Source organism: Janthinobacterium sp. HH102, from assembly GCF_001758625.2.
Lineage (GTDB): Bacteria > Pseudomonadota > Gammaproteobacteria > Burkholderiales > Burkholderiaceae_D > Janthinobacterium.
The window spans coordinates 5,233,184-5,249,769 of the sequence record NZ_CP062062.1 but is presented as its reverse complement, the minus strand read 5'-3'; the positions used below and the strand labels follow the sequence as shown (position 1 = coordinate 5,249,769).

The window sequence follows — 16,586 nt, the reverse complement described above, 5'->3', positions numbered from 1 at the left end:
GCTAGGCCTGTTGTTCCTCATCCATCTGGCGCTTGACGATGGCAGCGGTGATGCTGCCGGGCGCATCGAGCTCGCGCTGCGCCAGCGTGCGCATGGCGTCATTCGCCAGGCCGGCCAGCAAGGCGGCGCACAGCGCGTCGGCCTCGGCGGCCTGTCCCTGGCCGCGCAGTACGGCAGCGGCGATCCGCACGTCTTTCACCAGATTCATCAACTCCGCCGCCAGGCGCGGTGCCGTGCCCGGCGCAGGAAGCAGGGGCTGGCTGGCGGCCAGAGTATTGACAGTCTCGAGGTGTGCCAGCGGTGCGGGGCAGCGGTAGCGCTCCGCCAGCGCAAAATTGCCCACTTCGACGACGGCCGGCAGCGCTTGCCAGGCGTACCGGCGCGCCAGTTCCGGGGCGCTGACGTCCAGCCGGGCGAACAGGTCGGCGGTGGAGCGGACATCGCCCAGCGTCTCGTTCATTTCGACGATAAGAGAAAAACGCGATGCGCGCCCGAACGCGTTGCTTGCCGGCGGCACGCTACTGTCGTGGCGTCCGAAAACGTGCTCGCCTGACAGCAGCAGCCGTATTTGCGCGTCACGCTCCACCTGCAGCGCGGTGTACGCCGGCGCGTAGGCCTCGGCCAAAAACTTCCACTCCAGCATGGGGATGAAATAGCTCGACCTTGCCGGATTCACGACTCGTCCGCCGTCGGCGAACAGCTGTTGCAGCAGCGGCAGCGCTTGCGCATGCCGGCCTTCCGCGCGCAGCGCAATGAGACGTGTTAAGCGGCTATCGATATCGGGCATGGCGGTCCTTGTCTGGAATGCATCATAGTAACAAGTCCGCACCCGGCTGGCTACGCATCAGGCGGCATGCTTGCCGGCCCGGCGTTTTCTGGCGGCGAAGGCCGTCAGCGCCAGTCCCGCCAGCAGCATGGCCCAGGTTTGCGGTTCCGGCACCGCCGGCAAGACGGTCGGCACCGTCGGTGGCAAGCTAGGGATGATCACGGTGGGCGGCACGATGATGCTGCTGCCCCGGTCCGGCGGCACGCTTCCGCCTCCACCACCACCGCCGCCGCCGCCGCCCATGCCGGCAGGCGGCGTGATGCCGCCGGCGGTACGTACATAATCGAAGGGCAGGAAAGGAATGCTGGCCACCTCGGGCGGCATGGCGCCGCCCGTGAACGAGCCGCCGCGCAAGGCGTCGGGATTGTCGATCAGGGGCACGCCTGCCGTTTCCGGGGCGGCGGGCGCGGCGGCAGCGGGCGCTGCACCGCCGGGAGCGGCACCACCGGGAGCTGCGCCGGCGGCTGGCGGCGCCGACGCGGGCGCCTGCGTGATGCGGCTGACGTTGCGGCAAATCGTCGGCACCAGGATGCACTGGCCTTGCACGCAATACACGAGTCCCCGTTCCTGCATCTGCTCGTTCCAGCCCGCACGCGTGACGTTGCGGCAGACGCGGCCGGGGCCGAAATGCATGTCGCTGATGCGCGCGTTGTAATTGCCCTTGCCGCGGATGGCGTCGCGGCTGATCACCACGATCTCATCGTACTGGCGCGCGCGCATGCGCGCCTTCAATTGTTCGCGCACGGGCGGCGCGATATCCGTATAGCGGTCCACGGCCGCCACCACGTCACCCATGAACGGGTCGACGCCGGGACGGTTCCAGTTGCAGTTGTCCAGCACGTCGGCGCGGGCCACGCCTTTCGCATACGCGGGCAGGGGAGCCAGAGACAACATGCCGAATAGGACTGCCGCACCCAGCATGCAGGTGCTCGCCAACCATGGGCCGTGTTTCATTGTTAGTTTCCTCGTGAAAACAATATCAAAATTGAACTTTTGCGTGAGTTCGAATGTTATCACCGAAGAAACTTCAATATCAACTAATAAATAAAATTATTACAATTAGTGTTGTGTTTATTGATTTATTTTGACAAGAAATGATTAATATTTTTATCTCGGCAGGCGCAGGTGTGCCGCGCAGGAGAAAATTGATTGCGAAGGGGAAATGCAAACGGCCCGCGCAGGGCGGGCCGTCAAGGAGAGGGGAGGGCAGTTGCTTTACATCAGGCCATGGAACAGCACGACGTCGACGAGGTCGCCGGCCGCCACTTGGCCTTGCGCTTCATGCAGCACGATCATGCAATTGGCTTGCGTCATCGAGCGCAGGATGCCCGAGCCTTGCGCGCCCGTCACGCGCACGTGCTGGCGCCCGTCCGCGCCGCGCTCGACGATGCCGCGCTGGTATTCCGTGCGGCCCCGTTTCTTGCGGATCGGTGCCTGCGCCGCCACCTGCAGCAGGGGCAGTGTGGACGTGTCCGCATCGGCGCCCATCAGGCGCAGCAGGGTGGGGCGGGCAAGGAAATAAAACGCCGCCATCACGGCCACGGGGTTGCCGGGCAGGCCCAGCAGCAAGGCCGTGTCGCCCTCGCTGGCAATCCGGCCAAAGGCCATGGGGCGGCCCGGGCGCATGTTGATTTGCCAGAAGGCCACGTCGCCGAGGCGGGCCAGGATCTCGCGCGTAAAATCGGCCGCGCCGCTGGACACGCCGCCCGAAGTGACGATGACGTCGGCCTTGGCGCAGGCGCCGCGCAGGGCCGCTTCCAGCGCCTGCGGATTGTCCTTGACGATGCCCATGTCGAGCACCTCGCAGCCGAGGCGGGTCAGCATGCCCAGCAGGGTGTAGCGGTTGCTGTCGTAGATGCAGCCCGCGGCCAGCGGCTCGCCGATCGAGCGCAATTCGTCGCCGGTGGAAAAGAAGGCCACGCGCAGGCGGCGGCGCACGGGGACGGTGGCGATGCCCAGCGAGGCCAGCAAGCCCAGTTCGGCCGGCCCGAGTATCTTGCCTTGCAGCAAGGCCGGCTGGCCCTGCATCAAGTCTTCGCCCTTGAAGCGGCGGTTGTCGCCGGGGCGGATGCAGTCCGGCGCCAGCGTGATGCTGGTTTCATTGGCTTGCAGCACCAGTTCCTGCGGCACCACGCTGTCGCAGCCGTCGGGCATGACGGCGCCCGTCATGATGCGCGCGCATTGGCCGCGCCCCACTTTGACCGTGCCGGGACGGCCCGCCAGGATGGTGTCGACCACGGCCAAAGTCACTGGCGTGTCGCCGCCCAGGTCGGCACCATGCAGCGCATAGCCATCCATGGCGGAATTGTCGTGCGCGGGCACGCTGATGGGCGAGACGATGTCGGCCGCCAGCATGCGCTCGAACGCCTGCGGCAGCGGCAATTCCTCGATCCCGGCCACGGGTGCGACGGTGTCGGCCAGGATGGCTTGCGCCATCGGCACGCTCAAGCCCCGCGCCTGCAAGGCGGCCAGCTCGTCCGGGGTATTGATGTTGCCGAACGCGGCGCCATCCTCGAACAGCACTTCGGCCAGCTTCAAGGGGCCGTGCCAGGTGCGCATGCGGCGTTCGCCGCCGCGCAGGTAGGCATCGAGCTGGGGCAGGGCCGATGTTTTCACCAGGCAAAAGACGGGATGGGGGCGGCGCACGGCCGATCCCGTCGCCGGATCGGTTTCCTCGGTGACGGCGATGGCCAGGTCGGCATCGTTCTCGTCCAGGCCGGCGGCCAGGCGCGCGGCCAGGTCGGGCGGCAGCAGGGGCGAATCGCACGGCACGGTGAGCAGGTAGGGCGTGCCGGCGTGCCGCATGCCGCTGTGTAAACCTGCCAGCGGACCCAGCTGGCCCGGCAGCGCGTCCGGCCACACGGGCAGGCCGAAGCGCGCGTACTCGCCGGCATCGGCGTGGACGCTGATGGCCAGCTGGCCCACTTGCGGCGCCAGGCGCTGCAGCACGTGGCGCACCAGGGGCTGGCCATGCAGGGGCAGCATGCCCTTGTCGCGCTGGCCCATGCGCGTGCCCAGGCCGCCGGCCAGGATCAGGCCGGTAATGTCGTGTTTGTTGATCATGTCAGGTAGGAAAATGGGTGCATGTGCCATGGTAGCAGCGGCGGGCGCGCGCCGAGCCCGATTCAGCCGCCGATGTACGACATTTCCACTTTCTTTTTACCGTGCTCAAGCGCGCCGCCCGTCAAATCCGTCTGGCTGGTGCGCAATTGCGAATAGCGGTCGCCGCGGCCGCGCCACAGTTGCGCCACGGCCGAGGAAATTTCCGCGTCGCTGTGGCCGCCGCGCAGCAGGCTGCGCAAGTCGTGGCCGCTGCTGGCGAACAGACACGTGTACAGCTTGCCTTCGGTCGAGAGGCGGGCGCGGCTGCAGTCGGCGCAGAACGCTTGCGTGACGCTGGAAATGAGGCCGATTTCGCCGCCGCCATCGGCGTAGCGCCAGCGCGCCGCCGTCTCGCCCGTGTAGTTCGGGTCGATGGGCAGCAAGGGCATGTGTTCGCCGATACGGCGCACCACCTCGGCGGACGGAATGACTTCCCGCAAGTTCCAGCCGTTCGAGGCGCCCACGTCCATGTATTCGATGAAGCGCAAGATGTAGGGCGTGCCCTTGAAGTGGCGCGCCATGGGCACGATTTCCTGCTCGTTCATGCCGGCCTTGACGACCATGTTGATCTTGATCGGTCCCAGGCCCGCCGCATGCGCGGCAGCTATGCCTTGCAGCACGTCGGCCACGGCGAAATCGACGTCGTTCATGCGCTTGAAGGTGGCGTCGTCGAGCGAATCGAGCGACACGGTGACGCGGTTCAGGCCCGCATCCTTCAGGGCTTGCGCCTTTCTGGCCAGCAAGGAACCGTTGGTCGTCAAGGTCAGGTCCAGCGGCTGGCCCGACGGCGTGCGCAGTGCGGCCAGCATGGCGATGAGCTTTTCGATATTCTTGCGCAGCAGCGGCTCGCCGCCCGTCAGGCGGATCTTTTCCACGCCATGTGCGACGAACAGGCGCGCGATGCGCGTGATTTCCTCGAACGACAGCAAATCCGTATGCGGCAGATACACGTGGTTCTTGTCGAACACGTCCTTGGGCATGCAGTACACGCAACGGAAATTGCAGCGGTCGGTGATCGAGATGCGCAAGTCGTGCAGGGGCCGGCCCAGTTGATCGTTCAGCAGGCCTGTTGGCGCTTCCAGGGCGGCCGGGATGGCCGGAGCGGCCAGTCGCCGCTCCGTCATCATGATGATTTTTTCTGACATGAGCCTAATAATCTTGCTGTTTTTCTAATTCCGGCGCCGCATAAGGGCCGCCTGATTCGCTAACCATACCACGATCGGGGCGCGGTCGTCGGCGGCCGGCTAGAAACCCGCTTCGCGGCGCGCCACACCCGCGGCCGCGCGCAGGAAACGCCATGCCGGCGCTTCCCATTCCCCGGCGATGGCGACCCTGCCGCGCCAGGCAGGGCTGCTGGCCGGCAGTTCGGCGTCCGCATCGAGCAGCACCCGGTACACGGCCTGTTCGGGATACAGCACGCCGTTCTTTTCGCGCACCAGCACGTCGCCGCCGAACAGCGCCGCCAGTTCCGGCTCGTTCAGGGTGCGGCTGGCATCGCGGTCGATGCTGGCCACGGTCAGGCGCAGGGAGGGGCCGGCCAGGCCGTCGGCGAGGAACAGGGCACGGTCGCCGCGCGCGATGCGCCGTACGGCATCCTGGTCGACGTAGGCCACCACCTGCCAGCGCCCGGCGCCCACCAGCGAACCCAGATATTCCTGCCCTTTGAGCCATTCACCGGGCCGCAGGTCGGGATCGACGTCGACCAGCACGCCCGCGAACGGCGCCAGCGGCCGGTAGCGCTGCAAGTCCGCGCCCACCGTCGCATGCTCGGCGCTGGCGTAGGCCAGCTGGTCGTTCAGCACTTGCCAGTCCTTGCGGCTGGCGGCGTCCAGGCCCGCCGCCGCCGATTGCCATGCCAGCAAGTCCTGGCGCGCGCCCGTCTCGCCTTCGCGCAGCGCCAGTTCGGGCGATGACAGGCGCAGCAGGGGCTGGCCGGCGGCGACGCGCTGGCCATTGGCCACCGGCAGCGCTTCAAGCGCCGCGTGCGCGGGCGCGTACAGCGCCAGGCGCGCCTGCGGCTGCAGCACGCCGGAGGTCAGCACCCGGTCCGGCCACGGCAGCATCAGCAGCAGCGGCAGCAGCGCGGCCAGGCCGGCGCTGCGCCAGGCGCGGCGGCTGTGCCGCAGGGCTTCGCGGCGCGAGCGCCACACCTGCAGTTCGCGCCACAGCGGCAGCGCGACAAACCAGCAGATCTCGACGAGGAACAGCAGGATGCCGACGGCCTTGATGAAGAAGTGGTACACGAGTGCGGCGATGCCCAGAAACAGCACCAGCCGGTAGAGCCATACGACCCAGGCGAACAGGATCAGGCCGGCGCGCCGGCGCGGCGGAAACGATTCCGGCGCCGGCTCGTTCAGCGCGAACAGGCGTTCGCGCAAGTCCCAGCGGGCCAGCGCGAATGCGCGGCTGTGCAGGTTGGGCAGGCCCAGGTAATCGGACAGCAGGAAGTAGCCGTCAAAGCGCATGAAGGGACTGGCATTGATGGCCACGGTGGTGATCCAGGTGGTGGTCGAAAGCAGGAAGGCGACCTGCTTGGGGCCGCCATCGGGCAGCCAGGTCCAGGCCAGCGTGGCCCAGGCGGCGATCATCAGTTCCGTCATGATGCCGGCGCCCGCCACGGCCAGGCGCTGCTCACGGCGCGCCAGCTTCCACACTTCGTTGGTGTCCGTGTACGCCACGGGCCACATCACCAGGAAGGCCAGGCCCATGGTCGGCACGCGGCAGCCGTAGCGCTTGGCCGTCAGCGCGTGGCCCATCTCATGGCAGACTTTGGCGAAGGTGATGGCGGCGCCGTACAGCAGGGCACCATGCCAGCTCAGCGTGTCGAGCAGGGTGGCGGAAAAGCGTTCCCAGTCGCGGTAGGCGCCGGCCACTCCCAGCAGGCCGGCGGCCAGCGTCAGCCAGCGGAAGGCGGGCGAAAACAGCCACCCGAGGCGCGGCGCGAGCCAGTCCAGCCAGCGGTCAGGGCGCACCAGCGGGATGCGGAAAAACAGGTAGTTATGCAGCAGCCATTGCTGCCAGCTGCCGCGCTGGCGCTGGCGCGTGGCCGCCATCGCCGCCGCGGCGCCCTGGCGCGGCTGCAGCAGCTGCTGCTCGCGCAGGAAGTCGAGCAGGCGCTCGATGGCACCGCCGTCGAGTTGCAGGGTGGTGCTCTGGTTGATGTCGTCGATGAGGGCCTGGGCGTCGTTGTTCTCCCAGCGGCGCAGCATCTCGAAGCTGGGCCAGTCGAGCTGGAAGAACAGGTTGCGCACGGGGTCGTGCAAGGTCCAGCTGGGCTGGCCGTCGGGCAGGCGTGGGCCGGCATGGATGGACAGCTCCTGGCGCAGCAAGGGTAAGGCGTGCATGCGTTTCCGTTCTACAGGGCGATGAACTGGCGGATGCTGGCCAGCGGCCGTCGCAGTATCCAGTAGAGCAGCGGCACCCGTTCGCCGCCCAGCTTGGCCGTGCCCTTCAGGCCGATGCGCTGGCCGGTGGCGCCGTCCAGCCTGGCGCGCACGCGGTAGGCATAGCTGCCGTCGGGGCGCGCGGTAGCGCGGTGGCTCATGTAGCGCACATACGCTTCGAGCGGCGTCAGCGGCGCGGCGGCCAGGTACAGCTTGAGCGGGGCCCGCTCGGCCAGCGGAATGGCGTCGCCGATCGGCACCCACGCTTCGATCTCCACGTCGTCGGCGGCCGCCACCTGCATGATGCGTTCGCCCGTCTGCACGGGCCGGCCTATCCATTCCGACGGGTCGTCGAACAGGGCGATGCCGGCATGCGGCGCCAGCACGCGCGAGCGCTGCGCCTGGCCCTCCAGGAACGCTGCCTGCGCCTGCTTCTCGGCGATCTTGCCCAGCAGCGCGGCCAGCTGCGTCTTGGCGCGCGGGTCGTTGAGTATCATCTGCGCCGTCTGCCGGTACTCGGCCTGCGCCGTGGCCAGCCCTTCGCGCGCGACGTCGAGGCGGCTGCCGATGGGCGCCTGGTCGAACGAGAACAGGGGCTGGCCGGCGCGCACGACCTGATTCGGGCGCACGGAAAATTCGGCGATCACGCCATCGAGGGGCGCGCGGATGGTGGCCGGATTGGCCGCCACCAGCTCGCCCGGCGCCAGTACCGTCAGGCGCACGGGAAACAGCAGCACCGCCAGCACTGCCAGCGCGGCGCCCAGCCGGCGGCGCCAGCGCTGGCCTTGTCCATCGCCCTGCCACCACAGGCGCAGCCGCGCCGGCAGCGCCGCCGGCGACCAGCGCGCGGGACCTTGCCTGGCGCGCCACGCATGCTGCCAGATATCGGCCCATTCGGTGAGCAGGGCCAGCTGCCCGGGCTGCAGCGGCGCGTCGCCGGCCAGCAGCAGGCCCGCCTGCCCGCCGGCGCGGCCCGTGGCGCGCAGCGGCACCCAGGTGACGGCCACCGGCAGCCATTCGTCCCAGGCGGCGGCGATGGCGGGCGGCAGTTGCGCGGCCTCGACGGCCAGCGGCGCGGCGTCCGCATGGCGCTCTGCCAGCGCCCGGCACAGCTGCGCGAGCCACTGGGCATACGGGGCGTTGGCTTCCACTTCCACCACGCCGGACAGGGTGTGCACGCCGCCGGCGTCGAACCACAGCGCCGCCTGGCGGTACGGCGCCAGCGCGCGGCTGTCGTTCACCAGCAGGAAGGCCAGTTCATTGGCGCTGGCCGCGGCGCGTGCGCGCTGGGCCAGTTCGAGCAAGGTCAGCAGGGGATCAAATGCCACCGCGTCGTTCATGCATGCGCTTTCGCCGCCGCCGCGCTACGCGACAACGCCGCCAGGCGCTCGGCGCCCGCGCCGCGCACGGCGCCCAGTTGCGCACTCAGGCCGGGACGTCCCACGGGGTCGGCCGGGCCGGCGTCGCGCGCCGAGGTCTTGATGACCTGGCCATCCCTGGTGATGACGATCTTGAAGGTCTGCACGGCGACGCGTCCCTGGGCATCGCGTGCGGTGACCGTGAAGTGCAGCGTGCCTTCGAAGCCCGGCGGCGCCGTTCCCTCGAAGCGCGCCGCGCGGCTGTCGAACCTGAGCCAGGCAGGCAGGGGCCTGCCGTCGGTCTGCTGCGCGCTGAGCTGGAACGGCGTGCCGCCGCCGGACTGCACGAAGGTGTCGGGCGCCAGTTGCACCGCGATGCGTTCGCCGCTGTTGAACGCCTTGTCACCGATCGGCACCTGCGAGAGCAGCGCATCGCTGCGCGACGGCAGTTCCGGCAAGCCGGTCGGCGTGAAGGCCGTCAGCAGCATGGCGGGGTTGGTCAGGGCGGCGATGCTGACGGGGGCCAGCGGGTTCCTGGCAACGTCGGCCGCTCGGCCGCCGTTGGCGCCGCTGCTCGGGCTGAACAGCGCCAGCGTGTCCGGTGCCAGCACGCCGGGAAGGGCTCCGGCGGCAGCGCTGGCGGGGGCCTTTTCGGCAACCTTGTCCGCCGGCGCGGGGGCTTCCGGCAGCACGCGCACGGGCGGCGCCACCACGGGAGGCACCACGGGCGGCACCACCACCACGGGCGGCTTCACAGGTATGCTCACTTGCGCCGCCAGGATGGCGCCGTTGTTGCCGGCCGTATCGCGCACCACCACTTGCACCTGGCCGGCGGCGACGCCGGCCAGCGACCAGCTGTTGCCGGCCACGCCAGCCACCTGCCAGCTGGCGCCGCCATCGCGCGAGACGAGTACCGATTCGCCCGCCGCCAGCGGCGCCGAGAGGTTGCCGCCAAGCACATTCTCGCCCGATAGCGTGGCCGAGGTGGCCGTGGCGACGGGGGCGACGGTGTCGAGCACATACGCTTGCGCGAAGGCGGGACCGTTGCCGGCGTCGTTGCTGACGCGCGCCATGAGGGTGCCGCTGCCGCCCAGCGTGACATTGATCGACCACGCCGTCGCGCCGCCGGTAGCCGCCGCGCTGCGCCAGCTGGCGCCGCCGTCGAGCGAGACTTCGACGCGCTGGCCGGCGGCCAGCGGCGCGGACAGCGTGCCGCTGATCGTTTGCGCGGCCACGTTGGTGATGAAGTCGCTGTCGCTGGCGCCCGTGTCGGCCGACAGCGTGGTGCCGGTGATGCCGGTCGTGGGCGGGGTCAGGAGCGTGCCGATGGTGAGTTCGCCATTGCTGCTGTCGCTGGCGACGTTGCCGGCCAGGTCGGTGACGCTCGCCACCACCTCGTAGCGCTGGTTCAGGGCCAGCGTCAGCGTGCCGCTGAGCGGTACGGCGGTGGCCAGGTCCAGGCTCCAGGCGCCCGCCGCGGGAACGACGGCATAGGTGGCGCCGCCGACGGAGACGGTCATGGTTTCGCCCGCCGACAGCGTCGCCGAGCCGCTCAGCACGGGCGTGGTGCTCATCGTCGCCAAGGTGGCCACGGTGGGCACGCCGGCTGCCGTGTCATAGATATACGCCTGGCTCGCCGTGACGCCGTCGTTGCCGGCCGTATCGGCCACCTTGACCAGCAGGGTGTTGCTGGAGGTCAGGGTCTGGCCGGCCAGCGACCAGGTGTTCTGGCCGACGGTGGCGGCGGCGGTGGCCCAGGTGGCGCCGTTGTCGAGCGAGACGAGCACGCGCTCGCCGCTGGCCAGGTTGGCCGACAGGGTGCCGCTGACGGTTTGCGCCGCCACGTTGGTGATGAAATCGGTGGACGAGGCGCCGCTGTCGGCGGAAAAAGCGATGCCAGCCACGCTGGTGGCGGGGGCGCTTGTGTCGAGCACGTAGGCCGTGCTGGTGGCAGCGCCATTGTTGCCGGCCGCGTCGGTGACGCGCAGCTTCAAGGTGTCGCTGGCGGCCAGGGTGACGCCGGTCCAGGTCAGCGTGGTGCCGGACACCTTGCTGGTGATGTCGGTCCAGGTGGCGCCGTTGTCGAGCGAGCCGTAGACGATGTCGCCGGCGGCCGGCGCGCCGCTGAGGGTGGCGCTGATGGTCTGCGCCGCGGTGTTGGTGATCAGGTCGGTGTTGCTGGCGCCGGTGTCGGCCGACAGCGCGATGCCGCTGAAGCTGGTGGTCGGCGCCATGGTGTCGAGCACATAGGCTTGCGCGTAGGCGGTGCCGTTGTTGCCGGCGGCGTCGGTGACGCGCACTTTCAGGGTACCGCTGCCCGACAGCGTCTGGCCGGCCAGCGACCAGGTGTTGGTGCCGGTGCTGGCCGTGGCCAGGTTCCAGCTGCCGCCGTTGTCGAGCGAGACGTAGACGTTCTCGCCGGCCGCCAGGTTGGCCGCCAGCGTGCCGCTGATGGTCTGGGCCGCGGTCCTGGTGATGAAGTCGGTGCCGGAAGTGCCGGTGTCGGCCGAGAAGGTGGCGTTGGCCACGGTGTTGGTCGGCGCGGCGGAGTCGATGACGAGGTCCTTGTTGGCGCCCAGCGAGCCGGCCGTGCCCGGCGTGGCCAGCGTGACGTCGGCCGGCTGGTTGGCGCCGCCGGCATCGACGATGGTGGCGCCGTTGAGCACCAGCGCGGCGCTCGAGCTGTAGTCGAGATCGGCGCTGTTCTGGCCGGCGCCGACCGTGTAGCTGAACGTCAGCGTGCTGGTGCCCGAGCCGCCGGCATAGGTGGCCTGGCCGCCGCCGTCGAGCGCCAGGGTCGGCGTGCCGCCCGTGGTGTCGACGTTGACCGCGGTGGAGAAGTCGACCGTGATGGTGATGGTCTGGCCGGCGCCGTAGGCGCCGTCGGCGGTGCTGGCGCCGACGCCGGTGACGCTGGGGTTGCTGCCGTCGACATTGACGCCGGCCGTGCTGCCGACGCTGTTGAGCGTGACCACGGCGTCGTTGCCGGCCGTGTCGCGCAGCGTGCCGCCGTGGGTCGACAGTGCGCCGACCGTGATGCCGTTGGCGTCGATGTCGCCGCTGGGCACGGTGTAGCGGAACAGCAGCGCGCTGGTGCCGGAGCCGGACACGTAGTCGGCGTAGCGGGTAGTGGCGCCGACCACGAGGGCGATGCGCGGCGTGCCGCCGGTGGTGTCGACAAGGACGGCCTCGTCGAAGTTGACCGTGAAGTCCAGCGCGCCGCCGCTGTAGTAGGTGCCGTTGGCCGGCACCGCCACAGTGGCGACGGCCGGGGCGGTGGTGTCGACCGCGATCGTCAGCGCGGCCGAGGCGGCCGAGGCGTTGCCGGCGGTGTCGGTGGACACGACCGTGATGGTGTGGGAGCCTTGGGCCAGCGCGCCGGTGGTCAGCGTCCAGCCGCCGGCGCCGGCGGTGACGGTGCCCAGCAGCGTGGCGCCGTCGAACACGGTGACGGTGCTGCCGTTCTCGGCCGTGCCGCTCAGCGTCGGCGTGGTGTCGCTGGTGATGCTGTCGTTGTTCTGCACGCCGGTGTCGCTGGCCATGGCCAGCACCGGTGTGCCGGGCGTGGCCGGCGTGCTGGTATCGAACACGTAGGCCTGGGTCTTGACGCTGCCGGTGTTGCCGGCGGCGTCGACGACCTTCAGCTGCAGCGTGTCGCTGCCGGCCAAGGTGACACCGTTCCAGCTCAGGCTCGTGCCGCTGACCTTGCTGGTGATGTCGGTCCAGCTGCCGCCGTTGTCCAGCGAGCCGTAGACGATGTCGCCGGCGGCCAAGGTGGTGCTCAGGGTGGCGCCGATGGTCTGCGCCGCGATCTTGGTGATGAAGTCGCTGGCGCTGGAGCCCGTGTCGGCCGACAGCGCCAGGCCGTTGAAGGTGATCGTCGGCGAACTGGTGTCGAAGGTATAGGCTTGCGACAGCACGGTGCCGTCGTTGCCGGCCGTGTCGCTGACCTTGACCTTCAGCGTGCTGCTGGCGCTGAGCGTGCGGGCCAGCGACCAGGTGTTCTGGCCCACGGTGGCGCTGGCGGCGGCCCAGGTGGTGCCGTTGTCGAGCGAGACGAGCACGCTCTCGCCGCTGGCCAGGTTGGCCGACAGGGTGCCGCTGATGGTCTGCGCCGCCGTTTTGGTGATGAAGTCGGTCGGCGACGTGCCGGTATCGGCCGAAAAGCTGACCGTGGCCACGCTGGTGGTGGGTGCGGTGGTGTCGAGCGTGTAGTTCTGGAAGCTCAGCGAACTGTCGTTGCCCGCCGCGTCGGTCACCTTGAGCATGATGGAGCTGTTGCCGGCACCCAGGGTGGCGCCGTTCCAGGTCAGCGTGGTGCCGGACACCTTGCTGGTGACGTCGGTCCAGCTGGCGCCGCCGTTGACCGAACCCCAGACCACGTCGGTGCCGGCCGGCGCGCCACTGAGCGTGGCGGTGATGGTCTGGCTGGCTGTCTTGGTGATGAAGTCGGTGCTGTTGACGCCGGTGTCAGCCGACAAGGAGATGCCGGTGAAGGACGTGGTCGGCGCCGTGGTGTCGAGCGTGTAGCTGTGCGTGTAGGCGGTGCTGGAGCCGTCGGCGTTGGTGACGCGGGCCTGGAAGGTGCTGCTGCCGGCCAGCGTGGTGACGGTGCTCCAGCTGCTGGAGCCGATCGTGTAGGTGGTGGCGTCGCTCCAGCTGCTGCCGTTGTCATATGACACCTGGACCTTTTCGCCCGTGCTCAGCGTGGTCGACAGCGTGCCGCTGATGATTTGCGCGGCGGTCTTGGTGATGAAGTCGCTGCCGCTGGTGCCGGTGTCGTCCGACAGGCTGGCGCTGCTGACCGTGACCGTGGGCGGGTGCGAAATAGCCTTGACGTCGGTGATGTCGAAATTCTGGAACAGACCGAAATCGCCGGAACTGAACACCACCTGCTTGACGTCGTTGATCGGTTTGCTCAGGCCGGAATTGAGCAGGGTCTGCCAGCCGTTGGCCAGCGAGTTCACTGTTAACGTGTCTGTGGTGTTGTTGCCATACGTTAAGTTGATCGTCAGCGAGCCGGTCAGGACGCCGACATCGAACGAGCTGATGTCGAAGGTGTAGCCGGAAGCGATGGTGACCGTCAGCCTGACTTCATTGGTGGGCCCCTGGTAGGCATACAGCCCGTCGGTGCCGTAGGTGCCGTCAATGCCCAGGCCGCCGGCGCTGGCGCCGCCGTAAAACGTGACGTTTTGGCCGTTGACCTGTTTGACCACGGTGGTCGAGCTGTAGTCGGCGTCGCTGCCGGAGAAGCTGACCTGTGTGAGCAGGCCCTGGTAGTCGGCGATGTCCAGCGCTTTGGCGTCGATCTTGCCGGCATGCGCTTCGAGCGTCCAGTTGCCGCCGATGGCTGCCGCGCCGGTGGCGTCGCGCGACGCCGCTACATCGGCGCCCGTGATGCGCGCCAGGTCGGCGATCAGCGCGTTATGGCCGCCGGCGGCGACATCGCAGCCATACAGCAGCAAGTCGCCGTCGGCGCTCAGGGCCTGGCCCAGCTGCGCCAGTTCCGATTGGACGGCAGCCGACGACAGGGAGGCATCGGTCAGGCGCGCGGTGCCGAGATTGATGGTGCCTTCGGATCCATGCGACAGGATGTGGATCGCGTCGATTCCGCTCTGGCTGGCCGCCCATTGCGCGATCTGCGCCAGGCCGTCACGGCTGCCGTCGAATTCGACGATGCCGACGCCGGCGCGCACGCCCGCCTCCAGGCTCTTGTAGTTGTCCACCGAGGTGTCGACCAGCACCACTTCCTTCTTGCCCTGGTCCTTGGCCGGCTCGGCCGCGCGCACCGTGACGGCCGGCGGCAGCGGCGCGCTTTCGTGCGCCTGCGCCGCGTGGGCGGCGTCGGCCACGGCGCCGTCGAACATGAAGCGCTGCTCCAGCGGCAGCAGTTGCGAGGCGCGGCGCAGCGGACGGCGCACGGAAGTCGTTGCCGCGGCAGGGAAGAGGGAATGGTTCATGTCAGGCTCCTGGTGATACGTGACTGGCGCGCTTGAGCGGCGTGCCCGGGGCGGCGAATTGGGCGAGGTGGGCGTCGATCTTGCGGTCGAGCGCCGGCCGCCATTCGGGCGGCATGATGGCCAGCACCTGGTCTTGCAGCTGCCGCGCCTGGTCTTGCAGGGCGGGGTCGCTCAGGCGGCTGCGGGCGGCGCTGGCCCACAGATAGGTCTTGGCCAGGTTGGCGGCGCCGGGCGCGCCCGTATCGGCGTCGGGCGGCAGATGGGCGTACAGCGTCGCCGTGGGCAGGTAGGCGGGGACGTAGCCCTTGCTCGCCAGTTCTTCCAGGGCAAGCAGCGCCGCCTCGCCCTCGGCTTCGCCGCCTTCTCCCTGCGCTTGCATGATGGCCAGCTGGTAGCGCGCCTCGTCGATCTGGCGTTCCGCCGCCATGCGGTACCAGTGGCGCGCCATGGCCGCGTCGTGCGGCACGTCGCGGTCGTTGCGCAGGTAATTGGCCAGTTTCAGCATGGCCGGCGGCGAACCGGCCTGCGCCGCCTGGGCGCACAGCGCCAGGCCGTGCGGCACGTCCCGGGCGACGTAGCGGCCGCGGACATAAAATTCGCTGGCCGAGCACAGTGAAATGAGGTGGCCGTTCGCGGCGGCGGCCAGGTAGCTGGACAGCGCGGCGGCGGCATTGCCTGGCGCGTCCGGAGTGCGCATCAGGCAGTCGCCGGCGAAATGCAGGGCCGTCGGTATCTTGCCCTGGGCGGCCTTGCCGAACCACGCGCAGGCGGCGTCGGGGTCGGCTGGCCGGCCCCAGCCATTCTGGTGGAACTGGGCCAGGGTGAACTGGGCGAGGGGATTGTTCTCCGCGTGGCGCAGGAAGGCCGGGTAGGCGCTGGCATAGTCGCCCTTGGCCAGCAAGGCATATGCGGCTTGCAGCGGCAGGGCATGGTCGGCCGGCCGCCCGGCGCGCGCGCCCGGCGTCGCCAGCAGCGTCAGGGACAGCAAGACTTGAAAGAGGCGGTATGGCTGCATGATGATTTCGGCGGCCGCTCCGCTCGGAGGCGGCCGCGCAACACAAGGTTAGGTGGCGAGGTCCGTCAGTTCGACTGCGGGTAGATGCCGACGGAGGCGATGTAGTAATACATGGCCATGGACGGCTGCATGATGCTGAACGCGGCGCCCGTGCCTGCAGGGCCGCTGACGGCTGCCGGCAGGGAGCCGTTCAGCGTCACCGGGGCGGTACCGGCCAGCGTAATGGCAGGCGAGCCGGCGGAGGTGACGGTAATGCTGCCGCCCAGGGAGCCGCCGCCCATGACCACGTCGGGTGCGCTGGTGTTATACAGCTTCGCCACCGGGGTATTTACCGCTCCCGGCACGCCGCCGGCCAGCGGCGTGGCCGACGCACCCGCGGCGCTGCTGGCTTTCAGCGTCAGTGTCAGCGCACTGGTATTGGCGGTGTAGGTGACGGGCGCCATCGAAATGGTGGTGGGCGTGCCGGTCGTCTGAGCCAGGTTGACCGAGCCGCTGACCTTGCTCAAGTCGACCGCCGGCAAGGTATGCGCATGGGCCGGCAGATTGGCCATGGTCAGGGTGGCGCTGACGGTGCCTACCTTCTGGCCCACCGTGTAGCTGGTGTTGGCGTCGACGGTGCCGGCACCGATCACGGTGCGGCCGCGCAGGTCCGGCAGGTTGAAGGTGGTGTTGCCGCTGCCGCCATAGGTCGTGCCCAGCAGCGAGTACAGCGCGGCATTCTGGTTGACGTTGAGGGACTGGCCGTTGGCCGGCAAGTAGCCGTACAGGTCATTGCGGGTCCAGGCCATCACGCAGATGCTGGAAACATAGGGTTCGGCGGGGCAGGCATAGCTGGCTGTGCTCCAGCTGGCTGCGGCTGCGGCGACGGCAGCGAGCGTCAGGCAGCGGGCGACGCGGTGCGGACGAGATTTCATGGGCTCTCCTTTTGGTCTAAGCAGGGTG

General features: G+C 69.1%; 9 protein-coding genes. All 9 read right to left on the bottom strand.

Annotation, left to right across the window (positions count from 1 at the left end; translation table 11 throughout):
- Position 1: 1 nt before the first annotated feature.
- On the bottom strand, positions 2-787 hold the full coding sequence (locus JAB4_RS23860) for a hypothetical protein (RefSeq protein WP_070224553.1): 786 nt from the start codon (positions 785-787) through the stop codon (positions 2-4).
- Positions 788-844: 57 nt separating this feature from the next.
- Positions 845-1,780 carry an MHFG family PEP-CTERM protein gene (locus JAB4_RS23855; protein ID WP_139143601.1) on the bottom strand — a complete coding sequence of 312 codons (936 nt, stop codon included), beginning with the start codon at positions 1,778-1,780 and terminating at the stop codon, positions 845-847.
- Between the two features lie 261 nt (positions 1,781-2,041).
- Positions 2,042-3,889 carry a gephyrin-like molybdotransferase Glp gene (gene glp / locus JAB4_RS23850; protein ID WP_070224555.1) on the bottom strand — a complete coding sequence of 616 codons (1,848 nt, stop codon included), beginning with the start codon at positions 3,887-3,889 and terminating at the stop codon, positions 2,042-2,044.
- A 62-nt stretch (positions 3,890-3,951) separates the two neighbouring features.
- Positions 3,952-5,073, bottom strand: a complete 1,122-nt coding sequence (moaA, locus tag JAB4_RS23845; protein WP_070224556.1) for a GTP 3',8-cyclase MoaA — start codon at positions 5,071-5,073, stop codon at positions 3,952-3,954.
- A 99-nt stretch (positions 5,074-5,172) separates the two neighbouring features.
- Entirely contained in the window at positions 5,173-7,272 is a 2,100-nt protein-coding gene (locus tag JAB4_RS23840) for an HlyD family efflux transporter periplasmic adaptor subunit (protein WP_070308425.1), read from the bottom strand.
- Between the two features lie 11 nt (positions 7,273-7,283).
- Positions 7,284-8,651, bottom strand: coding sequence for an HlyD family efflux transporter periplasmic adaptor subunit (locus tag JAB4_RS23835; protein ID WP_070300416.1), 1,368 nt, complete (start codon positions 8,649-8,651; stop codon positions 7,284-7,286).
- On the bottom strand, positions 8,648-14,629 hold the full coding sequence (locus JAB4_RS30975; RefSeq protein WP_070220196.1) for an Ig-like domain-containing protein: 5,982 nt from the start codon (positions 14,627-14,629) through the stop codon (positions 8,648-8,650). The genes JAB4_RS23835 and JAB4_RS30975 overlap by 4 nt, the downstream gene beginning before the upstream one ends.
- Before the next feature lies 1 nt (position 14,630).
- Positions 14,631-15,644, bottom strand: a complete 1,014-nt coding sequence (locus JAB4_RS23825) for a tetratricopeptide repeat protein (protein ID WP_083287055.1) — start codon at positions 15,642-15,644, stop codon at positions 14,631-14,633.
- 65 nt (positions 15,645-15,709) lie between these two features.
- Positions 15,710-16,558 carry a tail fiber protein gene (locus tag JAB4_RS23820; RefSeq protein WP_070220194.1) on the bottom strand — a complete coding sequence of 283 codons (849 nt, stop codon included), beginning with the start codon at positions 16,556-16,558 and terminating at the stop codon, positions 15,710-15,712.
- Positions 16,559-16,586 lie beyond the last annotated feature (28 nt).

Excerpts from the sequence above, each read along its gene's own strand:
- JAB4_RS23860 (WP_070224553.1), bottom strand. The coding sequence starts at position 787 with ATGCCCGATATCGATAGCCGCTTAACACGTCTCATTGCGCTGCGCGCG.
- JAB4_RS23855 (WP_139143601.1), bottom strand. The coding sequence starts at position 1,780 with ATGAAACACGGCCCATGGTTGGCGAGCACCTGCATGCTGGGTGCGGCA.
- glp (WP_070224555.1), bottom strand. The coding sequence starts at position 3,889 with ATGATCAACAAACACGACATTACCGGCCTGATCCTGGCCGGCGGCCTG.
- moaA (WP_070224556.1), bottom strand. The coding sequence starts at position 5,073 with ATGTCAGAAAAAATCATCATGATGACGGAGCGGCGACTGGCCGCTCCG.
- JAB4_RS23840 (WP_070308425.1), bottom strand. The coding sequence starts at position 7,272 with ATGCACGCCTTACCCTTGCTGCGCCAGGAGCTGTCCATCCATGCCGGC.
- JAB4_RS23835 (WP_070300416.1), bottom strand. The coding sequence starts at position 8,651 with ATGAACGACGCGGTGGCATTTGATCCCCTGCTGACCTTGCTCGAACTG.
- JAB4_RS30975 (WP_070220196.1), bottom strand. The coding sequence starts at position 14,629 with ATGAACCATTCCCTCTTCCCTGCCGCGGCAACGACTTCCGTGCGCCGT.
- JAB4_RS23825 (WP_083287055.1), bottom strand. The coding sequence starts at position 15,644 with ATGCAGCCATACCGCCTCTTTCAAGTCTTGCTGTCCCTGACGCTGCTG.
- JAB4_RS23820 (WP_070220194.1), bottom strand. The coding sequence starts at position 16,558 with ATGAAATCTCGTCCGCACCGCGTCGCCCGCTGCCTGACGCTCGCTGCC.